The organism is Rhodobium orientis (genome assembly GCF_003258835.1).
GTDB lineage: Bacteria > Pseudomonadota > Alphaproteobacteria > Rhizobiales > Rhodobiaceae > Rhodobium > Rhodobium orientis.
This window is the reverse complement of record NZ_NPEV01000022.1, coordinates 47,030-70,567: the sequence shown is the minus strand read 5'-3', so window position 1 is coordinate 70,567 and position 23,538 is coordinate 47,030. Positions and strand designations below refer to the sequence as shown.

Sequence of the window (23,538 nt, the reverse complement as noted above, 5' to 3'; positions counted from 1 at the left end):
TTCGACACCCCCGAGCACCTGGCCAACGAGCTCATCGAATATATCATCTACTACAACGAGTTCAGGCCCCACCAGGCAATCGGAAACATCCCGCCAAAGACCTTCGCCGAACAAAAGAAAACCGAACAGCCATCACCGAATTCGTGAACTTGCACAGCAATGACGTCGAAAATATTTTACAAATTTCCGCTGTCATTGCGAGCGCAGCGAAGCAATCCAGAAAGCGGCAGGTGCCGGCTTGTCCGACACCCGCCCTCTTACGCCTCAAGCCGGATCACTCCCTCCGGGACGCGGCTACCGCGTCCCGGCAAGCGCCAACGCGCGCCGGCGCCGTTGCGCCGTAAAGCCTGCGTGGCGTCTGAACGCACCCAATTCAAGCAGGATCGTTGCGGTGCCCGGCCATGCCGCCGGAGATTTCCTCCGTTGCCTCGCCGGGGAGCGGCATCGGCAGGATGAGGTTGAGGATGATGGCGAGGAACGCCGCCGGCAGCAGGCCGGAGGTCAGCAGCACCTTGGCGGTTCCCGGCAGGTGCTGCAGCGCGCCGGGCTCAAGCTGCAGGCCGAGGCCGATGGAGATGGAGATGGCGAAGATCACCATGCTCCTGCGGTCCCAGTCGACGTCGGCGAGCATGGAGATACCGGCCGCGACCACCATGCCGAACATGACGATGACGCCGCCGCCGAGTACCTCGATGGGGATGGTGGAGACGATCGCACCGATCTTGGGGATCAGCCCGGCAACGATCAGGAACACCGCGCCGATGGTGACGACGTGCCGGCTCATCACGCCGGTCATGGCGATCAGGCCGACATTCTGGGAGAACGAGGTGTTGGGCAGCGCGCCGAAGACGCCGGCGATCGCCGAGCCGAGGCCGTCGGCGAAGGTCGCGCCGCGGATCTCCTCCGTCGTCGCCTCGCGTCCCGCCCCGCCCTTGGTGATGCCGGAGACGTCGCCGACGGTCTCGATGGCGGAGATGAAGGCCATCAGACAAAAGCCGATGACGGCGGCGAGGCTGAACTCGAAACCGAAATGGAACGGATCGGGCAGGGCGAAAACGGCGGCATTTGCGACATTGTTGAAGCTCACCATGCCCAGGAAATAGGCAACGATGTAACCGGCGATGAGCCCGACCAGCACGGCCGCGACGGAAAGGATGCCGCGCGTGAAGAACTTCACGGCCAGCGTCACGACGATGACGATCAGCGCCACGGACCAGTTCTGCAGGCTGCCATATTCCGGCGTGCCGATGGCCGGCACCCCGCCGGCGGCGTACTGGATGCCGACCTTGACCAGCGCCAGCCCGATCATGGTGACGACGAGGCCGGTGACGAGCGGCGGCAGGGCGAAGCGGATCTTGCCGATGAAGGGGGCAAGGCAGGCATGGAACATGCCGCCGATGAGGACGCCGCCCATCAGGGGCGCCATCGCCTCGACGCCCTTGCCGGCAACGATCGGGATCATGATCGGAATGAAGGCGAAGCTGGTGCCCTGGACGATGGGAAGCCGGGCGCCGACCGGGCCGAAGCCTATGGTCTGGAACAGGGTGGCGACGCCGGCAAAGAGCATCGACATCTGGATCATGTAGATGAGGTTCGGAAAGGCCGGCGAGTTGGAGCCGAAGCCGAAGCCGGCGGCGCCGGCAACGATGATCGCCGGCGTCACGTTGCTGACGAACATCGCCAGCACGTGCTGGATGCCGAGCGGCACGGCGGTCGCCAGCGGCGGCGTGTAGTCCGGATCGCGCAACTGCTCCGGGGTCCCGATGGACTCTGCGTATTCAGCCATTCCCGTCTCCTTTTCGTCGCCCGCACCGCCCGGCAAAGGGGCGATGCCACGTTTTTTGTCGGATGACGGACTAGCAAGAAGCGCGCCGGATGACGGCAACAGGGCTGGACAGACGGATCAGGACAGGAGTGCGTCGAGCCGAAGCCGGGCGATCCGCTCCACCTGGGCCGAGGCGGTGGAGAATTCCGCCTCCCGGTCGTTGCCGATACGGATCTCGAACGAGGAGAGGATGTCGGCCTTGGTCAACCCCTTGACGGCGATGATGAAGGGAAAGCCGAATTTTTCCTTGTAGGCCTCGTTGAGTTCGGTGAAACGGGCGCGCTCAGTGTCGGTCAGGGCATCGAGCCCGGCCCCGGCCTGCTCGCTGGCGGAGTCCGCCGTCAAACGCTTCGCCGCCGCCAGCTTGCCGGCAAGGTCGGGATGGGCGTTGAGCACGCCGAGCCGCTCCTCCGGCGTTGCCCGCCTGAACTGGTAGGTGAGGGCGGCGTGCAGGCCTGCGGCGGTGTCGTTGACGGGGCCGAGTTCGTCCTCGAAGGCGCGCTCGGCGATGAAGGGCGAATGCTCGAAGACGCCCCCGAAACGCTTAAGAAACGCATCCCGCTCCATCTGCGAGGGAACGAGCGCGCGGCGCGCCGGCGGGTGGCGTTCCGTCCAGTGTCGGGCGATGTCGATCCGCCTTGCGAACCAGACCCGGTCATGGCTCCTGGCGTAGTCGATGAAGCGCCGCAGGGCGCGGGCGCGCCCCGGCCGGCCGGCGAGCCGGCAGTGGAGGCCGATATTCATCATCTTCGGCCGGCCCTCGCGACCTTCCAGGTAAAGCTCGTCGAAGGAGTCCTTGAGGTACGTAAAAAACTGGTCGCCGCTGTTGAAGCCCTGGGGCGTCGCGAACCGCATGTCGTTGGCATCGAGCGTATAGGGAATGACGAGCTGGTCGCGCCCGGCATGGCGATACCAGTAGGGCAGGTCGTCGGAGTAGGTGTCGGAAACGTAGTCGAAGCCGCCGATTTCCGTGACGAGGTCGACCGTGTTGACCGAGCAGCGCCCGGTGTACCAGCCGCGCGGCCGGCTCCCGGTGACCGCCTCGTGGATGGCGATCGCCTCCATGATGTCGGCCGTCTCGGCTTCCGGCGAGTAATCCTTGTATTCGATCCATTTGAGGCCGTGCGAGGCGATCTCCCAGTCGGATTCCAGCATCGCCGCCACCTGCTCCGGCGATCGTTTCAGCGCTGTCGCGACGCCATAGACGGTGACGGGGATATCGGCGTCCGTGAACAGCCGATGCAGCCGCCAGAAACCGGCCCGCGCGCCGTATTCGTAGATCGACTCCATGTTCCAGTGGCGCTTGGCGGGCCAGGGCGCGGCGCCGACGACTTCGGACAGGAACGCCTCGGAGGCCGCATCGCCGTGCAGCAGGCAGTTCTCGCCGCCCTCCTCGTAATTGATGACGAACTGGACGGCGATCGCCGCGCCGTCCGGCCAGTCGGCGTCGGGCGGGGTCGCGCCGTAGCCGTGCATGTCGCGGGGATATCGAAACGCCAAGGCGGGCCTCCTTCTTGCTGTCGCCGATATAAGATCAAGGTGACGGTGAAGTCACGCCGGCAAGGCGGGCTTTCCGGATCAGCGTGGTCCGGGCTATGGATAGAAAAAGGCGCGCTGGAGCGGGCTGATGAGGGGAATAGAAGAATGGCCGACGGCTATCTCACCACACACATCCTCGATACGGCCAATGGCTGCCCTGCGGCCGGCGTCGACATCGTGCTCTATCGGCTCGACGGCGAAACGCGCACGGAGCTGGCGCGGGCAACGACGAACGGCGACGGCCGCACCGACGCCCCGCTGATCGCGCGCGGCGCCCTGCAATGCGGATCCTATGAACTGGAATTCGCCATCGGTGCCTATTTCGCCGGCAAAGGCATCGCGCTCACGCAGCCCTTCCTCGAGGTGGTGCCGATCCGTTTCGGCATCGACGATGCGGCCGCGCACTACCACGTGCCGCTGCTCGCCTCGCCCTTCGGCTATTCCACCTATCGCGGCAGCTAGATCGAAAAAACAGCGGCGCGTTTCTTGCTAGGTTTTCCGGGGTAGGGGCGCCTGGTGGCGCCGACGGCAAAAGGGGTGATCGGCCGTGTACGAATTCGCACTTTACTGGGACTGGCTGTCCTTCGCCGTCCGCTGGCTCCATGTCATCGCCGGCATCGCCTGGATCGGCTCGTCCTTCTATTTCATCGCCCTCGACCTGGGCTTGCGCCAGCGCCCGGGCCTGCCCCACGGCGTCCATGGCGAGGAATGGCAGGTCCATGGCGGCGGCTTCTACCACATCCAGAAATACATGGTCGCGCCCGACCACATGCCGGACCACCTGATCTGGTTCAAATGGGAGAGCTACACGACCTGGCTCTCCGGCTTCGCGCTTTTGTGCGTCGTCTACTACGCCGGCGCCGACCTCTATCTGGTCGACCCCGCTGTCCTCGACGTGCCGGCCTGGGGCGGCATCCTCATTTCGCTCGCCACCATCGGCATCGGCTGGGTGATCTACGACCTCGCCTGCAAGTCGCCGCTCGGCAACAACGACACGCTGCTGATGGTCGTCCTCTATGGCGCCCTCGTCGTGCTCGCCTATCTTTTCACGCACCTCTTCACCGGCCGCGCCGCGCTCCTCCATCTCGGCCTCATCACCGGCACGGCGATGTCGGCCAACGTCTTCTTCGTCATCATCCCGAACCAGGCCAAGGTCGTCGCCGCCCTGAAGGCCGGCGAGACGCCCGATCCGATGCTCGGCAAGAAGGCCAAGCAGCGCTCCACCCACAACAACTACCTGACCCTGCCGGTCCTCTTCCTGATGATCTCCAACCACTACCCGCTGGCGTTTGCGACCGAGTACAATTGGGTCATCGCCTCGCTGGTGTTCCTGATGGGCGTCACCATCCGGCATTTCTTCAACACCCACCATGCGGGCAAGGGAAATCCGTGGTGGACCTGGGCGGTGACGGCGGCGCTCTTTGCGGCCATCGCCTGGCTGTCGACGGCAGGCCCCGGCACGCCCGTTGAGGACGACGAGGCCGCGCTGACGCCGCACGAGGAACGTTTCGTCAAGGTCGCCGCCTTCGAAGACGTCGCCAACGTCGTTGCCGGCCGCTGCACCATGTGCCATTCCGCCGAGCCCTACTGGGAGGGCATCGTTGCCGCGCCAAAGGGCGTCCGCCTGGAAACCGAGGCGGAAATCGCGCGCCACGCCCGCGAGATCTATCTCCAGGCCGGGCGCAGCCACGCCATGCCGCCCGCCAACGCCACCTTCGTGGAGCCGGCCGAACGGGCGCTGATCCGGACCTGGTACGAGACGGCGATCGCCGGATCGTGAGGCCGCCACGGGGCTGAAGACGGCGTTGCAGGCAGCATTCGCTACCGCAGGCCGTTGCGGAAATGCGACAGAACTTCACAAGGGGCCTCGCGCACCTATTGAGGCTGGCGCCGGATTTCGTGTAGAAATTGTATCCAGTTATTCAGCTAAACCCCGAAAACAAATATAGAAAACACTGAAAGGCATCTTTTCGGTGACGGTGCGGGACGCCCATATGGTGGTCCTGCAACCCATGAGACGCCTGCAGTTTTGCAGGGACAAGCCTCAGATATTCCACATATATTAGCGCACGAGGGAGGACCTGCTTTCGGGGGAAGCGGGTACGTCGCCCGACCTTGTGAGGGCGGCGAAAACGACAACGGGAGTTGTCGGAGTGTGAAAGGTCGGTTTCCCGCTTCGGGGAACTGTCGGCAAACGCCGGCAGCGGGAAGGCACGACCGATACGGCACGCCGGCGACGAAAAAAGAGGGAGACGGCCTGCGCCGCGAACGGGTCGCAGGGCGCGATCGACACCATGCAGAGGCGCCCGCATCGCCGGAACCGCCGACCTTTCCGTCAGGCATCCATCTGGCCGCTATCACGAGCCCGGCAGCGGAGGAGGGCATAAAACCGCGGGCGGCCCTGCGTCAGTTGACCGACTAATAAAAAGAACGAGAACCATGACCGGCACCTCCGAATGCAGCAACTTCATCGATCTGATTTACCGTTGCGCGACCGACCGCGCCCGTTGGCCCGAGACGCTCGATGCCATCAGGGAACGTCTGAACTTTGACTGGCTCGCCATCGTCGGCTGCGGCACCGAGCCGGCCGGCTTCCGGAAATATTACGAGACCCTCGGAAACGACGATCACTGGCGCGAATACGATCAGTATTACAAGTACATCAATCCCGTAAGCCGGTATCTCCAGCAGAATCCCGAGCAGGAGATCTTCTACGACCGCATGGTGATGGAACGGGACGAACTGGCCAGCAGCGAGTTCGAGGCCTGGGCCGCGCGCTACGAGAGCCGCCACATTCTCGGCGCCTCGATCATGCCGCTCTCGAACGGCACCCAGATCTATCTCGGCTTTCATCGTGCGGCCGAAAAGGGCCACGCCACCGCCGACGAGATCGCGGCGCTGGAGGCGCTGGCGCCACATCTCGGCCGGGCGTTTCGAACGTCCCACGCCGCCGCTTGCGGCCGGCCCGCCGTGCCGGTCCTCGACGCGGTCGTGGAAAGCTACGTGGCGGGCATCGCCTTCCTCTCCCTGGAGGGCACGATTACCCGGACCAACAAGGCGTTCGACGAGATCCTGAAGAGCCACCAATGCCTCAGCGTCGACAACCACCGGCTCCGGATCGCCGATGTCGCCGTCCAGCAGGAACTGGAACGCAAGCTCTACATCGCCTTCCAGAGCCGCCGCCGCGGCGAGACGCTGCAGAAGGACCAGATCCTGTTTCGCACGGCCAAGGACGACATCTTCGTCGGCGTCTACATCCATCCTCTGGCGCAGCAGCCCGCCTTCGAGTTCTGCACCGAGGACGCCGTCATCGTCTACCTGCACAGCTCCATGAACTACAGTCCGACGGCGACGGAGCGCTTCGCCGCCCATTTCCGGCTCACGGCGACGGAAAGGAAGGTGCTGGAATCGCTGCTGAAAGGGTACTTTTTGGAGGAGCACGCCGAGCGCCACGACATTTCCATCGGCACCGTGCGCTGGCACATGCAGAACATCCTGCAGAAGACCCGGACCCGCAACCAGACCCAGCTCGTGCGGGCCGTCTCCTCGATGCTCTTTTACCGCTACTGATCGGCCGTTCAGTAAAAAGGCATGGTGTTGGGAAGTGTTTTTCTATCCCTGCGCGCATTCTGCGTGTTTATACTTACAGGCTTGCTTGGATATTAAAAAATAATAAATAGGGCACTCGGAATAAAGGGCGTTCTCTTTTCAATATTTGTGACAATGTTACCTTTTGTTTATCCGTAGTATTTAAGGATAGGACACCAGCCGTCACCGGGGCGACGAGGCTACCGGCAACGGCTGCATTGGACGGGCAAGGCTCGCGTCACGAAGTGTCGGTGGCGGCCCCGAGGGGCGGGGTGCCATCCGGCGGCGGCGGAGCCGACAGGAATGGGGCCACCATGACATCACACCTGCAAAAGACCGATCACCGGACTGCCGAGGCGTGCGCGTTCATCCGCCTGGAACGGGAGGATACGGCCAACGGCCGGATCATCTGGAGCCTCCTTGAGCATCGTATGGACGCGATCCTCGACGTCTGTTTCAGCCGCATCACCCAGAACGGAACGGCCGATATGGACAACGACCGGACCGTCGATTTCTTCCTCTGGCAGGTCGATCACTGGCGGCGCCTGTTCACCGGTGCGATGGACGAGGCCTACGCCGCCGGCATCCGCCGCACCGGCGTTGCCCACAACCTCAGCGGCGTCGATCTGCGCTGGTACACGGTCGTCTACACGACGATCGCCAACGAGATCGTCAAGGTGATTGCCATGGCCTTCGAAGGCGACGGCCGCAAGATCGCCGCCCTCGTGGGGACGCTGAGCCGGCATATCGCGGTCGACTCGCAGATGACGCTGTCGGCCTACAACGCCCATCTGGTCGACTGAGCCGGCGGCCGCGGCCCAGAACCGCGGCCGGGCCGAAAAAGCGTTGGTGCGGCGCAGCGAATTGTGGAACCTTCCGGTGACACCGAATGTGTTCGATCCGGGAGTTTCCACGACTTGTCGATACAGGCCGCAATCCGCCACCTGACCCACTACCGCTACGACCGTCCCGTCAGCCTCAGCCCGCAGGTCATCCGCCTAAGGCCCGCACCGCACAGCCGCACAAGGGTGATTTCCCATGCGCTGAGGGTCAGTCCGTCGGGCCATTTCGTCAATCACCAGCAGGACCCCTACGGCAACTGGCTGTCGCGCTTCGTCTTCCCCGATCCGGTGACGGAACTGAAGATCGAGGTCGACCTCGTCGCCGACATGACGGTATACAATCCGTTCGACTTCTTCGTCGACGACAGCGCCGAGCACTGGCCCTTCGCCTATCCGGATGACCTGAAGGACGACCTCGCGATCTACCGCACGCCGGAGCCGGCCGGCCCGAGGCTGCAGGCGTTTCTCGACGCCGTGCCGCGGGAAAAGGTCCGTACCGTCGACTTCATCGTCGGCCTGAACGCGCGCGTCGCCGGCGAGGTCGGCTACATCATCCGCATGGAGCCGGGCGTCCAGACGCCGGAAGAGACCCTGACCCGCGCTTCCGGCTCGTGCCGCGATTCCGGCTGGCTGCTGGTCCAGGCGCTGCGCCATCTGGGGTTCGCGGCCCGCTTCGTCTCCGGCTACCTGATCCAGTTGAAACCGGACATCGTCTCGCTCGACGGCCCGCCGGGCACCGACCACGACTTCACCGATCTCCATGCCTGGACCGAGGTCTATATCCCCGGCGCCGGCTGGATCGGCCTTGACCCGACATCCGGGCTTTTGACCGGCGAAAGCCACATCCCGCTCGCCGCCACGCCCCATTATCGCAACGCCGCGCCGATCTCCGGCGCCGCCAGCTATGCCGAGGTCGACTTCGACTTCCACATGGAGGTGATGCGCACGGCCGAGCATCCGCGCATCACCAAGCCATTCTCCGACGAGGCCTGGGCGGCGCTGAACAGCCTCGGCGACAAGGTCGACGCGGCCCTTGAGGAGGGCGACGTGCGCCTCACCATGGGCGGCGAGCCGACTTTCGTCTCCATCGACGATTTCGAATCCGAGGAATGGAACACCCATGCCGTCGGCCCGATGAAGCGCGAGCTCGCCGACACCCTGATCCGGCGCCTGCGCGACCGCTTCGCCCCCGGCGGCTTCCTGCATTACGGCCAGGGCAAGTGGTATCCGGGCGAAAGCCTGCCGCGCTGGACCTTCTCGCTCTACTGGCGCCGCGACGGCAAGCCGATCTGGGCCGATGCCAATCTCATCGCGAAGGAGGGCGACGACACCGGCGCCGGCCCCGAGGAGGCAAAGACCCTGCTGCAAGGCGTGGCCGAGCGCATCGGCGTCGACGCCGACCTCGTCGTGCCGGCCTACGAGGACCCGGCCGAATGGGTGCTGAAGGAAGGCAAGCTGCCGGAGAACGTCACGCCAGAGAATTCGAAACTGAAGGACGCGGAGGAGCGCAGCCGCATCGCCCGTGTGTTCTCGCGCGGCCTCAACGACCCGGCCGGCTACGTCCTGCCGGTGCAGCGCTGGCAGAGCCGCGCCTCCGGTCCGCGCTGGCGGTCCGAACGCTGGAAGCTGCGTCGCGGCCACATCTTCCTCGTTCCCGGTGACAGTCCGGTCGGCTTCCGCCTGCCGCTGGAAGCCCTGCCGCACGTCTCCGAATCCAAATACCCCTACACCTTCGTTGCCGATCCGAGCGTTCCGCGCGGCCCGCTGCCCGATTTCGCCGCGGCCGTGAAAAAGGCGGCGGCGGAGGAACCCGCGGCGACGCCCGACCGGCCGCAGCCGGCGGCCAGCTTCACCGCGGTGGAGCCCGGCCAGGAGCGGGTCGAGCAGGTCGCCGGCGGCGACAACGAGCACCCGGTGAGGACGGCCCTCAGCGTCGAGCCGCGCGACGGCCGGCTCTGCGTGTTCATGCCGCCGGTGGAATCGGTGGAGGACTATCTCGACCTGGTCGCCGCCGCCGAGGCGACCGCCGCCGAGATGGGCCTGCCGATCCACATCGAGGGCTACGCGCCACCGGGCGACCCGCGCATGAACGTCATCCGCGTCGCGCCGGACCCGGGCGTCATCGAGGTCAACATCCATCCGGCAACGAGCTGGAAGGACTGCGTCGTCAACATCGAGACGCTTTACGAGGAGGCGCGGCTGACCCGGCTCGGCGCCGACAAGTTCATGATCGACGGCCGCCACACCGGCACCGGCGGCGGCAACCACGTGGTCGTCGGCGGCGCGACGCCGATGGACAGCCCGTTCCTGCGCCGGCCGGACCTTTTGCGGAGCATCATCCTCCACTGGCAGCGCCACCCGAGCCTTTCGTACCTCTTCTCCGGCCTCTTCATCGGCCCGACCAGCCAGGCCCCGCGCATCGACGAGGCCCGCCACGACAGCCTTTACGAGCTGGAAACCGCGCTCTCCCAGATCCCCCATCCGGGGGCGGGAACGCCGCCGGCGCCCTGGCTGCTTGACCGGCTCTTGCGCAACATCCTCATCGACGTCACCGGCAACACCCACCGGGCCGAGGTCTGCATCGACAAGCTCTATTCGCCGGACGGGCCGACCGGCCGCCTCGGCCTCGTCGAATTCCGCGGCTTCGAGATGCCGCCCCATCCGCGCATGAGCCTTGCCCAGCAGGTGCTGCTGCGCGCCCTAATCGCCCGCTTCTGGCAGGCCCCGGTCGGCGGCGACCTGACCCGCTGGGGCACGGTGCTGCACGACCGCTTCATGCTGCCCCACTTCGTCTGGGACGATTTCCTCGATGTCCTGAAGGACCTCGCCGGCCACGGCTTCGAACTCAGGCCCGAATGGTTCGAGGCCCAGGCCGAGTTCCGCTTTCCGTTCTGCGGAGCGGTGACCTATCAGGGCGTCGAGATGGAGATCCGCCAGGCGCTCGAGCCCTGGCATGTGCTCGGCGAGACCGGCGCCATCGGCGGCACGGTGCGCTACACCGACAGCTCCGTGGAGCGCCTGCAGGTCAAGCTGACGACCACCGATCCGGACCGCTACGTCGTCACCTGCAACCGCCGCCGCGTTCCCTTGCAGAAGACCGGCACCGGCGGCGTCGCGGTCGGCGCGGTGCGCTTCAAGGCCTGGCAGCCGGCGATGGCGCTGCATCCGGCGCTGCCGGTCGATGCGCCGCTCACCTTCGACATCTTCGACAACTGGTCCGGCCGGGCGCTCGGCGGCTGTGTCTACCACGTCGCCCATCCGGGCGGGCGCAGCTACGACACCTTCCCGGTCAACGGCTATGAGGCCGATGCCCGGCGCCTGTCCCGCTTTGAGGCCCACGGTCACACGCCGGGGCTCTACGAGCCGCCGCCGGAGATGCCGCACAAGGAATTCCCGATGACGCTGGACCTGCGCCGTCCGCCGGGGCTGTGACAGCGCCGTTGCGAGGGGGGAAACGCTATGCTGTGAACAAAATCGCACTTTATTCCGCAATGGCGGGAACCGCAGTGCGATCTTGTTGATTGTAGCTTCAATTCGTCTAGGCTCGTTTCCGAAAAAAGCGGTCTGCAATCTTTCCGGCATCCAACCGCGATAGATTTGGCGGCGATGCGTCCCGGCCGGTGCCGAGATCGCTGCGATGAAACTCTGCCCAACAGGTCGGATCGACGGACATGACGACCGAGACCGCATCCGAAACGGATATGCTCGACGCACTCCTGCAAAACTATCGCCCGCCGATCGGCAGCGCCGACGAACTGCTCGACGCCTCGGGCGAGATCCGTCCGGCGTGGCGTCCCTTCGTCTCCTGGCTTGCCGGCCTTCAGCCCGACGACATCACCCGCCGTTTCGGCAATGCCGACCAGTATCTGCGCGATGCCGGCGTGTTCTTCCGCCAGTACGGCGAGGAGGGGGCGGCGGAGCGCGACTGGCCGCTCAGCCACGTCCCCGTCGTCATCAACCAGGACGACTGGGCCGAGATCGCCGAGGGTCTGACCCAGCGCGCCGACCTGCTCGAAGCCCTCGTCGCCGACCTCTACGGCCCCAACCGGTTGGTCCGCGACGGCTACCTGCCGGCGTCCCTGATTGCCCGCAGCCCGGAATGGCTGCGCCCGCTGGTCGGCGTCGCGCCCCGCTCCGGCCATTTCCTGCACTTCATCGCCTTTGAGATCGGCCGCGGCCCGGACGGCACCTGGTGGGTGCTCGGCGACCGCACCCAGGCGCCCTCCGGCGCCGGCTTCGCGCTGGAAAACCGCGTCGCGACCACCAGAGCCTTTTCCGATTTCCTGGCGAGGGCCCATGTCCACCGGCTCGCCGGCTTCTTCCGCGAGTTCCGCGACGCGCTGACGGGCTTGCGCGGCGAGGACGAGGGCCGCGCCAGCATCCTGACGCCGGGCCCGCACAACGACACCTATTACGAACACGCCTATATCGCGCGCTATCTCGGCCTCTGGCTGCTGCAGGGCGAGGACCTCACCGTCCAGGACGGCCGCGTTATGGTCCGCACCATCTCGGGCCTGCGCCCCCTCAGCGTGCTGTGGCGCCGCGTCGATGCCGAATGGGTCGACCCGCTGGAGCTCAACGAGGGCTCGCGGCTCGGCACCGCCGGCCTTATCGGCGCCATCCGCTCCGGCAATTTGACCATGGTCAACGCGCTCGGCAGCGGCGTGCTGGAGACCCGCGCCCTGCTCGCCTTCCTGCCGCGGGTCAGCAAGGCCCTGCGCGGCGAATCCCTCAAGCTTCCGAACGTCGCCACCTGGTGGTGCGGCCAGGAGGCCGAGCGCGACCACGTCAAGGCAAATCTCGATCAGATGCTGGTCGACGATGCCCTGTCGACGCGGCTGCCCTTCGAGGCCCCGCGCGTCGGCCAGGGGCGCCGGCCGGGACCGGACCGCGACCCGGAAGCGCTGCTGAAGTGGATCGACGGCGATCCTGGCGCGGTCGTTGGCCAGGAGGTGGTGACCCTTTCCACGACGCCGGCCTATGTCGACGGCGAGTTGCGGCCGCGGCCGATGAGCCTGCGTGTCTTCCTGGCCCGCACGCCGAACGGCTGGACCGTCATGCCCGGCGGCTTCGCCCGCATCGGCCACAGCGACGATCCGACGGCGATCGCCATGCAGAAGGGCGGCTCGGCAGCCGATGTGTGGATCGCTGCCGACGGCCCCGTCGACCAGACCCTGACGCTGACCCAGCCGGAAACCCCGTTCCGCCGCCGCCGCCCGCCGATGCTGCCGAGCCGCGCCGCCGACAATCTCTACTGGCTCGGCCGCTACATCGAACGCTCCGAGGGCCTGTTCCGGCTGACCCGCGCCTATCACGCCCGCCTTACCGAGACCGAGGACCCGAAAGCCGACCTTTTGCTGGCGATGCTCCGCGACCACCTGGCCGGCTTCGGCGTGGAAACGGACGAGTGCCTGCCGGAGGGCCTGTGCGCCGCGGTCGAGGCCGCGGTGATGAGCGCCAGCCAGATCCGCGACCGCTTCTCGATCGACGGCTGGACCGCGCTTTCGGAGTTGCGCCGGGAGGTCAACGGCATGCGGCGGACAGTGCAGCCCGGCACCGATTGCGCCGCCGCCATGGGCGTGCTGTTGCGCAAGATCACGGGCTTTTCCGGCCTCGTCCACGAGAACATGTACCGGGTCTCCGGCTGGCGCTTCCTGCGCATCGGCCTGGCCCTGGAACGGGCGCTGGCGACGACCTCGGCGCTCGCCGTCTTCGCCGATCCGGAAAGCCATGTCGGCGGCCTCGACCTTGCCGTTGAGATCGGCGACAGCGTCATGTCCCACCGCCGCCGCTATACGGTGGCGACCAGCCGGCCGACGGTCGTCGACCTCCTGGCCCTCGACGACAGGAACCCGCGCTCCGTGCTCTATCAGCTCTCCGATATCCGCGACCATGTCGACGCCCTGCCGGGGGCCAATGTCAACGGTCAGCTTTCCGAGCTGGCGAAGTCTGTGCTGCGCGCCGAGACCGATCTGATGGTGCAGAGCCCGGAGACCCTCGACACGATTGCGCTCTACGCCACCTGGGGCGCCATCGCCGAGGTTTCCGAGCGCCTCTCCGAAGCGTATCTGAGATAGGCGGCGCCCCGTGCTTTTCGATATCCGCCTTCAGATCACCTACGAATACGAGGACGCCGCGGTCGCCGCCCGGCACATCCTCCACCTGATGCCCGCCGGTCTGGCCGGGGAGCAACGGTTGATCGCTGGCTCCATCGACATCCAGCCGCCGCCGGACGAGCGGATCGACCGCACCGACTTTTTCGGCAACCAGGTCGTCGAGATCGCCTATCGCTCGCCCCATACCGAGGAGTCGTTCCTCGTCAAGGGCCGGGTCGAGCGCTTTGCCCGCGGGGCTGAGCTCGACATCACGCCCGAGCTTGCCGGCCTTTCCCGCGAGATCGCTGCGGTGCACTCGCTCGGACCCGATGCGCCCTCCCATTTCCTCGGCGCCTCGGCGCGCGTGCCGATGGACGACGAAATCACCGCCTATGCCAGGGAGCAGATCTCGGACGGCATGACGGTCTTCGACATCGTCAGGACGGTCGGCCTCGCCCTCAACCGCGACATGCGCTTCGATCCGGAAGCGACCACGGTGGAGACGCCGCCGCGCGAGGCCTTCGACAACCGTCACGGCGTCTGCCAGGACTTCACGCACATCATGATCGCAGGGCTGCGCGGCCTCGGCGTGCCGGCCGGCTATGTCAGCGGCTTCCTGCGCACCGAGCCGCCGCCCGGCCAGCCGCGGCTGGAAGGCGCGGATGCCATGCACGCCTGGGTGCGCGCCTGGTGCGGCATCGAGACCGGCTGGATCGAGTACGATCCGACCAACGCCATGATGGTCGGCCAGGACCACATCGTCATCGCCCGCGGCCGAGACTATTTCGACGTCGCGCCCGTCAAGGGCGTCTCCCGCAGCTCCGGCACCCAGACGACGAAGCAAGCGGTGGACGTGATTCCGCAGGGGTGAGGGGGGCGGGTACGCCGGGCGCTTTCAGCCTGTCCGGTCGTGCTGCACCGCCCCATGGATTGCCGCGTCGGCCTGCCGGCCTCCTCGCAATGACGTTGAAAATATTGAGAAAACCGTCATTGCGAGCGCAGCGAAGCAATCCAGCCCGGCCTATCTCTTTGGCACGGAGTCGTTCCGACGTCTCTCACGGTCGGTCGGAACCATTCCCTAAAACAGCGTGAAATATTCCCGCTGCTCCCATTCGGAGACCGTGGTGAGGTAGCGGTCCCACTCCGCCCGCTTGATGCGCGAGAGGTAGGCGACGAATTCCGGGCCGATGGTGCCGGTAAAGAGCGTGCCCGCCTCGAAGGCTTCGACGGCGGAGATCAGGCTCTTGGGCAGTTCCGGTGCGCCGCTGTCATAGGGCGTCTCGACCGGCGCCGGCGCTTCCAGACCGCGTGCCAGCCCGTCGAGGCCGGCAAGGATCTGCGAGGCGAAATAGTAGTAGGGGTTGGCGGCCGGCTCCGCCACCCGGTTCTCGATCCGGCTCGCCCGGTCGTGCGGGCTGAAGAGGGCACGGATCATCGCGCCCTTGTTGTCGTGGCCCCACTGGATGCGGTCCGGCGCGAGCTGGTAGGGCTGGTAGCGCTTGTAACCGTTGACCGTCGGCGTCGTCAGGAGGCAGCACTCCGCGGCGTGCTCCAGCAACCCGGCGATCCAGGCCGACGCGGTCGGGCTGATGGTGCCGTCGGATTCAGGCATGAAGAGGTTGTCGCCGGTCTGAAGGTCCTCGACCGACTGGTGCAGGTGCCAGCCGCTCGCCGCCCCGTTGTCGACCTTCGGCCGGCACATGAAGGTGCCGTGCAGGCCCCGCTGGCGGCAATACTGCTTGGTCATCGACCGGAACAGCATCATCGCGTCGGCATGGGCCATCGGGTGGTCCGGATCGAAGGTGAATTCCAACTGGCTCGGCCCGAACTCCGCCTCCATGGAGCGGATCGGCAGGCCGAGGGTCTCGCAGCCGCGGCGCAACTCGTCCATCAGCCCTTCCAGCATGTCGTAGACGCCCTCCGTCAGGAGCTGGTAGCCGTGGGCGAGGAGGCTGGTCTCCGGCGGCAGGCCGGGCATCCCGGCATCGCCATGGTCGAGCCGGGTCTCCTCGATGCGGAAGATGTGGAACTCGACTTCGAGGCCGCAGATGAGCTTGAGGCCGCGCTCCGTCAGCTTGTCGAGCGCCGTCTTCAGCACGGTGCGGGCGGAAAACGGGATCGCGCTTCCGTCCTTCTGGACGACGTCACACAGGATCGAGGCCGAGTGCGGCGAGAACGGCAGCACCCGGTAGGTGGCCGGATCGGGGACGAGGAGAATATCCCCGGCACCGACCAGCGCTCCGGCGCCGAAGCCGGCATCCGTGCCCCAGACCGGGAACACCGTGCGGTGCGAGGTGTCCTTCAGGAGCAGCGTCGACGGCGCGGTGATGCCGTTCCTGAAGGCGGAGGCCACGGCGCCCGCCACCATTGTCTTGCCGCGCAGGACGCCGTGCTGGTCGGCGAAGGAAAACCGCACGGTCTCGATGCCGTCGGCCTCGATGCGGGCGATGACGTCTGCGGCACGCCGCGCGTCGTCCGGCGTCATATGGCCGTGCTCGGCGAGGAACCCGGCGGCAATGTCAGAAGCGATATCGGCCATCGTTCGGTTCATCCTTTAACGGCGGAAAGGGCGCTCACAGCGCTGCGTCCCAGGAGCAGGCGGTGCGGCGGGCGGCGTCGCTGTCGCGCCAGAGGCTGTCCCAGTCGTCGCTCGGGCCGATGGCGTCGATGGCGACCGGACCCTTGACCTCGGCAAGGTCGGCCTCGCCGAGCATCGGCAGGCCTTCCGTCGAGCCCTCCGCCACCTTGGCGATGGCAGCGCGCATCAGCCGCCGGTAGCGCGAGATGCCGACATCGGTGCGGCCGAGATGCTCGCGGGTGCGGTCCTGGATCGGCCCCATGGATTCCACCGCCCACTGGTCGTGCACGTTGATGTCGAGGCCCATGCCCGTATAGGTGAGGTCGCGCTGCTCGGCCGGATCGTAGCCGTAATTGTTGCGCTTGTTGCGCAGCGGCGCGTAGTCCGGCAACCGGTGCTCCTTCAGCCGCTGCTCGCGCATCAGCGTCTTGTCGACGGGTTTGCCGAAGCTGACGAACATGGAATACCAGTAGCAGGTCTCGTCATCGATCGGCACGTGCCACTGGGTGATCGTCATCTCGTTCGACATCGGGATGCAGATCGCCTCCGGGAACACCTGGTTGGTGACGCGCACATGGCTGCGCCCGTCCGGCATGTGGCGGAGCGCGATCAACCGAAGACCGTAGTCGGTTTCCTCCACCTTGATCTCGGGGCGTGGATATTCGCGCAGGAGCTGGGTCATCGGGATGTCGGTATTCGCGGCGCGGTCGCGGAACTGCTTGCCGTAGCCCTCGTTCGGGTCTTCGTCCTGCAGGAAGCGGTGCAGGAACGAAGCGTGCGCCGGGTCAATGCCAACCTCTAACGCCTGCAGCCAGTTGCACTCCCAAAGCCCCTTGAAGGCAAAGACGTGGCTGTCCGGCGCGGCAAAGCAGTCGAGGGCGGGAAAGGGCGGCGGATCGCCGGGGCCCATATAGGCAAAGACGATGCCGTTGCGTTCCTCGACCGGATAGGACGTCACCTTGATCTGGGTGTGCATCTGGCTCTTTTCCGGCTCGCCGGGCTGTTCCACGCACTGGCCGGTGCGGTCGAAATGCCAGCCATGGAAGGGGCAGCGCAAGCCATCGTCCTCGCGCCGTCCGAAGCACAGGTCGACGCCGCGATGCGGGCAGAACCGGTCGATGAGGCCGAGCTTGCCGGAATTGTCGCGAAACAGCACCAGGTCCTCGCCGAGGAGCTTGACCGGCACGACGGGGCGCTCGGAAACCAGTTCGTCGGAAAGCGCGGCCGGCTGCCAGTAGCGGCGCAGCACATCGCCGGCCGGCGCGCCGGGGCCGACGCGGGTCAACTGGTCGTTCTGTTCCTGGCTCATCATGGCAGGGGTCTCCTCGGGTGCTCTGTCGTCTGAAGCGACGGTTGCTGAAAGGATGCCATCACAGCCGCCCCGGAAGGAACAGCGCGATGGCAGGAAAGGCGACGAGAATGGCCAGCCGCACCAGGTCGGTGACGACGAAGGGCAGGACGCCGGCCATGATCGTCTTGATATTGAGTTCCGGCGCCGCGCTCTTGACCATGAAGAGGTTCATGCCGACCGGCGGCGAGATCAGGCCGAGTTCCACGGTGACGACGGCGATGATGCCGAACCAGACCGGATCGAAGCCGGCCGCGACAATCACCGGAAAGAAGATCGGAACGGTCAAGAGGATCATCGCCAGGCTTTCCATGAAACAGCCGAGCACGATGTAGAAGAGGAGGATGGCGCCAAGGATCTGCCAGGCCGTCAGCCCGTTGTCGCGCATGAAATCGACCATGGCGAAAGAGAGCTGCGAGGTGGAGATGACGAAGCCGAGGACCTCCGCGCCAATCAGGATGAAGAAGATCGTCGCCGTCGTGTAGACCGTCGCATAGACCGCCTCGCGGAACTGCTTCCAGGTCAGGCCGCGAAACAGCGCGTAGATGAGGGCGAACAACGCGCCAGCGCCGCCGGCCTCCGTCGGCGTGAAGAAGCCGCCATAGAGCCCGCCCATGACGAGGCCGAAAAGGCCGAAGGCCGGCAGGAAGCGTTTTAGGGCGTCGAGCACCGTATCGGCGTTTGCCGTTTCGGGTTCGCTGCGTTCGCGCGCCGGCCACAGCCGGGCGAGCAGTATGACGGTGATCACGTAGAGCGAATAGGCAAGGATGCCCGGCAGGATGCCGGCCAGGAACATCTCGCCGACCGACTGCTCGGTGATGAGGGCATAGAGGAGGAGCGCGATCGACGGCGGGATCATGATACCGAGCGTGCCGCCGGCGGCGAGCGAGCCGGCAGCGAGGCGCGCGTCATAGCCCCTCTTGACCATTTCCGGATAGGCGACCCGGGTCATCGTCGAGGCGGTGGCGAGCGAGGAGCCGGAGACGGTGGAAAACACCGCGCTCGCGGTAATGCCGGCGGCGCCGAGGCCGCCCGACCAGCCGCGCGTCAGCCGCTCGGAGGCGCGAAAGAGATCGCCCGCCATGCCTGACTGGGAGACCAGGTTGCCCATCAGGATGAACAGCGGCACCAGGGTGAAGGAATAGGACGAGGCGGTCTCAAAGGCGGCGGTCTTGAGGACCGAGAGCGCCGGATCGACGCCGATCATGGCGGCAAAGCCGCCGAAGCCGACGACGATCATGGCGAGCCCGACGGGGCAGCCGAGGAGCACGACAACGAACAGGGCGAGGATCGACAATATGCCTGTGGTCTGCATGTCCATCAGGCGAGATCCCCGTCGATATTGCTCGGCGCGACGAGTTCGGAAAGGGCGGCGAGCGCCAGTACCGCGCATTCGGCGGTGAGCGCGACGTAGACCGGCCAGAGCGGCAGGCGCAGCACCTGGGTGATGTCGCCGCGGGCGTAGGTGGTGGCGATCTCGTCGAAGAAGAGCCGTACGAGCGCGATGGCCACGGCAAGCGTGATCAGCGACCAGAACCGGTTGAGGCCGCGGCGGACGATCAGGGGAAAGCGGCCGACGAGGACGTCGACCCGCACCATGCCGTGCTTCAGCGACACCGGGAAGGCGGCAAAGACGGCGATCAGGAGCGTGTAGCTGGCAAGCTCGATGGCGCCGGGGATCATCGGGTTGATGGCGCCGTCTGTGAGGTCGAAGACGGCCCGCCCGACGACGTTGAAGGCGACGACGAAAAAGAGCCCCAGCACCGCCGCAAAGGCGATCAGCTCCGTCGCCTTGACAGCAAGGCGCGGAACAGCCGCAACAAGGCGAAGGACGGGCGGTGAACCGGACATCGGCTGGGAGCCTTCAAGGATGGGCGGAAGAGGTCCGTCCCGACGCGCCAGCACCGGGACGGTGTGAGTGGCCTCTTAGTCCAGGTCCGCCTTGCAGGCGGCGACGTATTCCTGGACCTTTTCGTAGGTCTCGGTGCCGGGAAGGCCCTTGGAGTCCAGCTCGTTCAGGTAGATCTCGGTCGCCCGCTTGGCGGCGGCCTCCCATTCCGGCCGTTCCGCCGCCGGGATCTCATAGATCTCCGAGGTCTTCTTCAATTCCACCAGGGCTCTAGCATCGCCCTTGTCGTAGCCGCGGCCGGCGACCAGCGACCACTTCATGCCGCTATTGTCGTCGATCGCCTTCTTCTCCTCCGGCGACAGCGCCTCGTATTTCGCCTTGTTCATGGTGGTGACGAAGGCCAGCGAATAAAAGCCGAAGTCGGTGTGGTACTTGGTGAGTTCGGCGAGCCGGAAGGCGATGACGGACTCCCAGGTGATCATGTAGCCGTCGATGACGCCGCGTTCGACATTCTCGTAGATGCGCGGGGCCGGCAGGCCGACCGGCTCGGCGCCGAGTTCGGAAAGGAGCGTGCCGATGACGGTGGTCGGCCGGCGCAGCTTCTTGCCCTTGAGGTCGGAGAGTGTCTTCACCGGGGTGTCGCGCATGTGGAGCTGGCCCGGCGCGTGGGTGTGAACGAAGAGGACGTGGGTGTCCTTGTATTCGTCATCGAGCGCGCCGGAATCATAGAGCTTCTGGAAGGCGCAGGAGCCGACCTCGGCGGTCTGGAACAGGCCCGGCAGTTCGACGATCTGGCTGAGCGGGAAGCGCCCGGCCGTATAGCCCTGGACGGTCCAGGCGATGTCGGCGATGCCGTTCTTGGCATTGTCGTAGCCGGCCGGCGCCTTGCCGAGGGTCTGGGCCGGGAACACGGTGGTCTTGACCGCGCCGCCGGAGGCGTCCTCCACGGCCTTGGCCCAAGCCTCGAACAGGTCGGTCTGCTGCCAGCTCTGCGCCGGCATGAAATGTGCGTATCGGAGGCTGGTGTCCGCATGGGCCGCGGAAAGCAGGGTAAGTGAGGCAATGCCGGAGAGCGCGAGACGCCGGATCATGGTCGGGAAACCCCTCTGCTGGATCGGTTTGTGCGATAAACGCACATTTTTATGATATTCGAGCAATAGAATTATTATCAGTGGATTGATTTGAGTCAATTCTCGTGTATGCACTTTTGCGTAGCTAAAAAAAGCCCGGGATTCGGGGGCTGAAAAGGCCCCCTGCCTCATATCTGGGCGTCCGCTGCCGATGAATGTGGCGGTGCACAAGACGAATTGCGGAGGAACTCCCGGCATGCGACGAGCGCGGACCGGATGATCGGCGACAAGGATATTTCGCTCACCTTTGCCAAGGGCATGGCGGTCCTGAAGGCGTTCGACGCCGCCCGCACCCATCTCAGCATCGCCGATATCGCCGGCGTCACCGGCTACGACCGGGCGATCGTCCGCCGCCTGGTGCTGACGCTGGTCCATCTCGGCTATGTCCGCCAGTCCGGCCGGGTGTTCTCGCTGACGCCGCGGGTGCTGGTGCTGGCCGGCGGCTTCCTGCAGGGGCGCGGCTACGGCAAGAACGTGCAGCCGACGCTCTCTGCCCACTCCCGCCACCTCGAAGAGGCCATCTCGCTGGCCATGCTCGACGGCCTGGAAGCGGTCTATGTCGCCCATGGCGACGTGGAGGATCGCCCGGTCAGCATCGGCTTCACCATCGGCAGCCGCATCCCCTTGCTGCCGACCGCCATCGGCCGGGCGCTGTTGGGCTTTGCATCCGATGACATCAGAGATGGGGCGCTGTCAGAGGCGCCGGCGGAGCAATTCACGGCCGATACGATCACCGACCGCGCAGCGATAGCCGAGGCCGTCGCGGCAAGCGGGCGCCAGGGTTTTGCCCTGGTCGACAACGAGTTCGAGCCCGGCGTTGCCGCCCTTGCCGTGCCCGTCGGCCGGCCGGGCAATGTCCTTGCCGCTGTCGGCATTTCCGGGCCGCGCGAGGCGTTTTCCGCGCCCGAGCATGTCGAGCGGGCGCGCCGCGCGCTCGCCGGCTGCGCCTCCGCCCTGGAGCCGCTGCTGGCGGACTGACCCGCATCGGCACAAAAGAAAGCGGCGGCCCTTTTGAGGCCGCCGCCGGTTTCGCCGGTGCGTTTGGAGACTGCTTACGCGGCCCGAACCCGCTTCAGGAAACTGTCCATGGTGACCCGGAGCTGCTCGGAGCGATTGTGCAAATCGCCGATGGCGGTGCGCATGTTGGCCGACAGGTCGCCGGTCTTGGTCGCCGACCCGCTCACCTGCTCGATCGACATTGAGACCTGCTGGGTGCCGGTCGCGGCTTCCGAGACGTTGCGGGCGATCTCGCTGGTGGCAGCGTTCTGCTGCTCCGCCGAGGCGGCCATGTTCGAGGTCCGCTCCGCGATCGTCTTGACCATCTCGGCGATGACGCCGGTGGCGCTGATCGATAGGTCGGCGGCGCTGCGCATCTCGGTGATCTGCGTGTCGATCTCCTCGGTCGCCTTGGAGGTCTGTTCGGCCAGCGCCTTGACCTCCGAGGCGACGACCGCAAAGCCGCGCCCCGCCTCGCCGGCCCGTGCCGCCTCGATGGTGGCGTTGAGGGCAAGAAGGTTGGTCTGCTCGGCGATGTCGTTGATGAGCTGCGTGACGTCGCCGATCTTGACCACCACGTCCTGCAGGCTGGCGACCGCGTGATTGGTCTTTTCGACCTCGACCTCGGCCTGGGCCGCGATCTGCGAGGAAGAGTGGATCTGCTCGTTGATCTCGTTGATCGAGGCGGAGAGCTCTTCCGTCGCGCTCGCCACCGTCTGCACGTTGGCCGTCGCCTGCTCGGCCGCCGACGACACGGTCATCGACTGGCTCGAGGTGTCCTCGGCGATGTTGAACAGGGTCGAGGCGGTCTCGTTGAGCTGTTCGGAGGCCTGCAGGATCTCGTCGGAGATCGACATCACGCTCTCCTCGAACTCCTTGGCGACCCGCTCCATCTCGGCCCGCTTCTCCGCTTCGGCAAGGGCGGCCTGTTCGGCGGCCTTTTCCTCCAGCTCCTTGGTGCGCACGAGGTTGCCCCGGAACACGCCGAGGGCATCGCCCATGCGGCCGATCTCGTCCTTGCGGTTCGAATGCTCGACCTCGGCGGTGAGGTCGCCGTCGGCGAGGCGCTGGGTGGTATTGGCAAGGCTGGCCAGCGGCTTGGAAATGATCCGGTAGTTCAGGTAACCGAGCAGCACGGCGAAGCCGGCGATGACGAAGGCGCTGGCGAGCGAGATCATCTGGACGAGGCCGAGGCCGCTTTCCTGCGCCTTGGCGAGCACCTTCTGGCGCTCCGCCAGCGTTTCGTGAATGGCGTGAAGCTGGTCTTCCACGACCCCGATGGCCTTGGTGCCGGTCTGGGTGATTTCCATCGCCTTGGCGAGATCGACGGTCATCGGATCGCGCATCAACTGGATCTGCCGCTGCGCATAGCCGTCCAGCCATGCGCGCCAGCCGGTCTCGATCTCGGCGATCTGGTTCGGTTCGACGTCATCGGTGGTCGCAGCAAGGGTTTTCAGGGCGGTAAGGCTGTCGGCCACCTTCTGGGTGCCGTCATCGACCTTCTGAACCCATTCGCGATTGCCGGTCAGCAGGAAGTTCTTGGCGGCGAGCACCTGGTCGGTCATCAGCACGTCGGTCTCGCTGACATGCTCGATGAACGTCTTCAGGCGGGCGTTTTCCTCCACGGCGTCGACCGCGGAAACGGACTGGGTGTAGGCGATGACGCTGGAGACGATACCGACCACGGCGATCAGCGCGAATGCGGCAACGCCCTTGGCGGTGACGGAAATATTATTGATCATGTCGAT

General features: G+C 66.0%; 17 protein-coding genes. 9 read left to right on the top strand and 8 right to left on the bottom strand.

Annotated elements, in window-relative coordinates:
- On the top strand, nucleotides 1-147 hold a 147-nt coding region (locus tag CH339_RS25385; RefSeq protein ID WP_146610090.1), incomplete at its 5' end, for an integrase core domain-containing protein.
- 226 nt (nucleotides 148-373) lie between these two features.
- Here the strand turns inward: CH339_RS25385 and CH339_RS11675 are convergent.
- Both CH339_RS11675 and puuE read right to left on the bottom strand, forming a co-directional pair.
- Nucleotides 374-1,786: a uracil-xanthine permease family protein gene (locus tag CH339_RS11675; RefSeq protein ID WP_111434536.1), complete on the bottom strand. Its 1,413-nt coding sequence runs from the start codon at nucleotides 1,784-1,786 to the stop codon at nucleotides 374-376.
- Between the two features lie 117 nt (nucleotides 1,787-1,903).
- Entirely contained in the window at nucleotides 1,904-3,301 is a 1,398-nt protein-coding gene (puuE, locus tag CH339_RS11670; RefSeq protein WP_111434535.1) for an allantoinase PuuE, read from the bottom strand.
- Nucleotides 3,302-3,469: 168 nt separating this feature from the next.
- Between puuE and uraH the strand changes: the two genes are divergently transcribed.
- From uraH to CH339_RS11635, 7 genes are all read left to right on the top strand, one after another.
- Nucleotides 3,470-3,826 (top strand): hydroxyisourate hydrolase, encoded by a 357-nt coding sequence (gene uraH / locus CH339_RS11665; RefSeq protein ID WP_111434534.1) that lies wholly within the window; start codon nucleotides 3,470-3,472, stop codon nucleotides 3,824-3,826.
- Between the two features lie 85 nt (nucleotides 3,827-3,911).
- Nucleotides 3,912-5,144 (top strand): urate hydroxylase PuuD, encoded by a 1,233-nt coding sequence (locus CH339_RS11660; protein WP_111434533.1) that lies wholly within the window; start codon nucleotides 3,912-3,914, stop codon nucleotides 5,142-5,144.
- 659 nt (nucleotides 5,145-5,803) lie between these two features.
- Nucleotides 5,804-6,934: a helix-turn-helix transcriptional regulator gene (locus CH339_RS11655; protein ID WP_111434532.1), complete on the top strand. Its 1,131-nt coding sequence runs from the start codon at nucleotides 5,804-5,806 to the stop codon at nucleotides 6,932-6,934.
- Between the two features lie 332 nt (nucleotides 6,935-7,266).
- Nucleotides 7,267-7,755 (top strand): protoglobin domain-containing protein, encoded by a 489-nt coding sequence (locus CH339_RS11650; RefSeq protein ID WP_111434531.1) that lies wholly within the window; start codon nucleotides 7,267-7,269, stop codon nucleotides 7,753-7,755.
- 114 nt (nucleotides 7,756-7,869) lie between these two features.
- Nucleotides 7,870-11,226, top strand: a complete 3,357-nt coding sequence (locus CH339_RS11645; RefSeq protein WP_111434530.1) for a transglutaminase family protein — start codon at nucleotides 7,870-7,872, stop codon at nucleotides 11,224-11,226.
- 239 nt (nucleotides 11,227-11,465) lie between these two features.
- Nucleotides 11,466-13,871 carry a circularly permuted type 2 ATP-grasp protein gene (locus CH339_RS11640; RefSeq protein ID WP_244669135.1) on the top strand — a complete coding sequence of 802 codons (2,406 nt, stop codon included), beginning with the start codon at nucleotides 11,466-11,468 and terminating at the stop codon, nucleotides 13,869-13,871.
- Between the two features lie 10 nt (nucleotides 13,872-13,881).
- The gene (locus tag CH339_RS11635) at nucleotides 13,882-14,760 is read left to right on the top strand and encodes a transglutaminase family protein (protein WP_111434529.1); all 879 of its coding nucleotides are present in this window, start codon (nucleotides 13,882-13,884) and stop codon (nucleotides 14,758-14,760) included.
- Nucleotides 14,761-14,967: 207 nt separating this feature from the next.
- Here the strand turns inward: CH339_RS11635 and CH339_RS11630 are convergent, their stop codons facing one another.
- The 5 genes from CH339_RS11630 to CH339_RS11610 all read right to left on the bottom strand — a co-directional run bounded on the left by CH339_RS11630 (nucleotide 14,968) and on the right by CH339_RS11610 (nucleotide 20,755).
- On the bottom strand, nucleotides 14,968-16,428 hold the full coding sequence (locus CH339_RS11630; RefSeq protein ID WP_201241019.1) for a glutamine synthetase family protein: 1,461 nt from the start codon (nucleotides 16,426-16,428) through the stop codon (nucleotides 14,968-14,970).
- Nucleotides 16,429-16,462: 34 nt separating this feature from the next.
- Nucleotides 16,463-17,779 (bottom strand): Rieske 2Fe-2S domain-containing protein, encoded by a 1,317-nt coding sequence (locus CH339_RS11625; RefSeq protein WP_111434527.1) that lies wholly within the window; start codon nucleotides 17,777-17,779, stop codon nucleotides 16,463-16,465.
- 58 nt (nucleotides 17,780-17,837) lie between these two features.
- Entirely contained in the window at nucleotides 17,838-19,136 is a 1,299-nt protein-coding gene (locus tag CH339_RS11620) for a TRAP transporter large permease (protein ID WP_111434526.1), read from the bottom strand.
- A complete protein-coding gene (locus tag CH339_RS11615; RefSeq protein ID WP_111434525.1) occupies nucleotides 19,136-19,666 on the bottom strand; it encodes a TRAP transporter small permease in 531 nt (176 codons plus the stop codon). Before CH339_RS11615 ends, CH339_RS11620 begins: the two co-directional genes overlap by 1 nt.
- Nucleotides 19,667-19,741: 75 nt before the next feature.
- Nucleotides 19,742-20,755, bottom strand: a complete 1,014-nt coding sequence (locus CH339_RS11610) for a TRAP transporter substrate-binding protein (protein ID WP_111434524.1) — start codon at nucleotides 20,753-20,755, stop codon at nucleotides 19,742-19,744.
- A gap of 255 nt (nucleotides 20,756-21,010) precedes the next feature.
- Between CH339_RS11610 and CH339_RS11605 the strand changes: the two genes are divergently transcribed.
- On the top strand, nucleotides 21,011-21,772 hold the full coding sequence (locus CH339_RS11605) for an IclR family transcriptional regulator domain-containing protein (protein ID WP_111434523.1): 762 nt from the start codon (nucleotides 21,011-21,013) through the stop codon (nucleotides 21,770-21,772).
- 74 nt (nucleotides 21,773-21,846) lie between these two features.
- Here CH339_RS11605 and CH339_RS11600 read toward each other — a convergent pair whose 3' ends face one another.
- Nucleotides 21,847-23,532: a methyl-accepting chemotaxis protein gene (locus CH339_RS11600; RefSeq protein ID WP_111434522.1), complete on the bottom strand. Its 1,686-nt coding sequence runs from the start codon at nucleotides 23,530-23,532 to the stop codon at nucleotides 21,847-21,849.
- Nucleotides 23,533-23,538: the final 6 nt, after the last annotated feature.